At 73.7% G+C, this 2012-nt stretch carries 2 protein-coding genes and 1 pseudogene; all 3 read right to left on the bottom strand.

Annotated features, from left to right (window positions below):
• Positions 1 to 308 (bottom strand): annotated as a pseudogene (locus tag VR45_RS33605) (dihydrofolate reductase); the annotation flags it as partial.
• A 4-nt stretch (positions 309 to 312) separates the two neighbouring features.
• Positions 313 to 795: a GNAT family N-acetyltransferase gene (locus VR45_RS33600; RefSeq protein WP_045943690.1), complete on the bottom strand. Its 483-nt coding sequence runs from the start codon at positions 793 to 795 to the stop codon at positions 313 to 315.
• A gap of 160 nt (positions 796 to 955) precedes the next feature.
• Positions 956 to 2012: deoxyribodipyrimidine photo-lyase (locus VR45_RS33595; RefSeq protein WP_045943689.1), on the bottom strand; the 1057-nt coding region annotated here is incomplete at its 5' end.

The raw sequence follows: 2012 nt of genomic DNA, 5'->3' as shown, positions 1-2012 counted from the left end.
GCCTCGGTGAGGGTACGGGAGAAGACCAGGTGCCGCAGGTGCGGATAGGCGTCGGCGAAACCGGCGTCCAGGCCCACCTGGTAGGAGCGGCGCCCCTCCAGCACGGTGTCGAAGCGGGTGCCCGTCGCCGTGATGCCCAGGGCGTCGCGGGCCGGGCCCGGCAGCGTCTCCGGGTAGTGGGTGACCAGGTGCTCCAGATAGTCCGGGGTGACGGTGAAGAACCCGTCCGGCCCGGTCGGGTCGCCCCCGTCGGGACCGGCGATGAACCCGTCCAGGGTCGTGGCCACGAAGTACGTCAGCTTGCGCAAGTGATCAGCCCTCAAGAATGTAGTGGTGCAGCTTGTCGTCGGAGGACGTCCGACGCAGCCCGGCCTTCTCCAGCACCCGCTGCGAGGCCGCGTTGTCATGGGTCGTGTCGGCCAGCGCCCGCCGGACGCCGCCCTCGGCGAACCCCCGGCGCAGCAGCGCCACCAGCGCCTCGGTGGCGTAGCCCAGGCCCTCGGCCTCGGGCGCGACGCCGTACCCCAGCCCGACCGCCCCCTCCGCGTCCGGCGGGCCGAAGAACCCGATCCCGCCGATCACCGCACCGGTGTCGAGCAGCTCGATCAGCTGAGGCTCGAACAGCGGCTCGGTGCGCGGCGCCGCGAGGAACATCCGCGCCACGGCCCGGTCGTCCTCGCGGGGGAAGCCGGGGCTCCAGCCGCTCCCCGGCCGGTCGCCGGCGGCCACCCGCTCGGCCTCCTCGGGGGTGTACGGGCGCAGCCGGAGCCGGTCCGTTTCAATACTGAAGGTCATTTTTTGATCCGATTTCAAGTGCCTGTCGCCCGCGGTACCGGTCGAACACGTACGACGGTAGACGGGACAAGGCTGTCCGTAAATCGGTCACCACGACCCAATGCGATGTCGGTTCCGTATGCCGACCTGGGCGGATGCCCTGGGCGGACCGCCGGGACGGTCAGGGCCGCCCGTGCTGGAAGCGGGCGTTCAGGGCCTCGGGGTCCAGGATGGGCGCCGGGTAGTCGGCACCGAACAGCCAGGGCCGGTGGACGGAGGGGCCCGGCAGGTGGGCGAGTTCGGGCACCCAGCGGCGCACATAGGCGCCGTCGGGGTCGTAGCGGTCGGCCTGCCGCAGCGGGTTGAGGATCCGGTTCGGCCGGGTGTCGGTACCGGTGCCGGCGACCCACTGCCAGTTCAGCTGGTTGTTGGCCACGTCGCCGTCGACCAGCAGGGAGAGGAAGTGGGCGGCGCCGACCCGCCAGTCCAGGTACAGGTTCTTGGCCAGGAAGCTCGCGGTCAGCAGCCGGGCGCGGTTGTGCATCCAGCCCTCGTGGGCGAGCTGGCGCATCCCGGCGTCGACGATCGGGTAGCCGGTGCGGCCCTGCCGCCACGCCTCGGCCTCGGCCTCGTCGTGGTGCCAGCGGTCGTCCCGGTCGCGGTAGTCGCGGTGCGCGGCGTCGGGGCGGGCGGCGAGGACCTGGTGGTGGAAGTCCCGCCAGACCAACTGCCGGACGAACGCCTGCGCGCCGGGGCCGTCGTGCCGCAGGGCGCGGGTGACGAGTTCGGTGGGGGAGAGGCAGCCGAAGTGCAGATAGGGGGAGAGCCGGGAGGTGTCGTCCGCCGCCAGGTCGTCGTGGATGTCGGCGTAGGCGTCGATGTCCCACCGGCGCCAGCGGGCCCGGGCCGCGCTCTCGCCGCCGGGCGGCAGACCGGGGGAGGTCGGGCCGCCGACCAGCAGGGTGTCGCTGCGGAGGCCGTCCGGGGTGGGGAGCGTCCTGGGGGCGGCGAGCACGGTGCGGCGGGGGGCCTGCTGCCAGGCGCGGTGGTAGGGGGTGAAGACCGCGTAGTGGTCGCGTCCGGCCGGGGTGACCCGGCCCGGCGGGAGCACGGTCACGGAGGCGTCGTGGACGTGCAGGCGGTCGCCGAGGAGCTTGCGCAGGCGCTCCTCGCGGCGCTGGGCGAAGGCGGTCACCCCGGCGGCGACGTGCACGGTGGCGGCGCCGGTCTCGGCGGGG

The sequence above is a fragment of the Streptomyces sp. NRRL S-495 genome, assembly GCF_000966955.1.
Classification (GTDB): domain Bacteria; phylum Actinomycetota; class Actinomycetes; order Streptomycetales; family Streptomycetaceae; genus Kitasatospora; species Kitasatospora purpeofusca.
The sequence above is the reverse complement of the archived record's forward strand: the minus strand, read 5'-3'. Positions and strand labels throughout refer to the sequence as shown.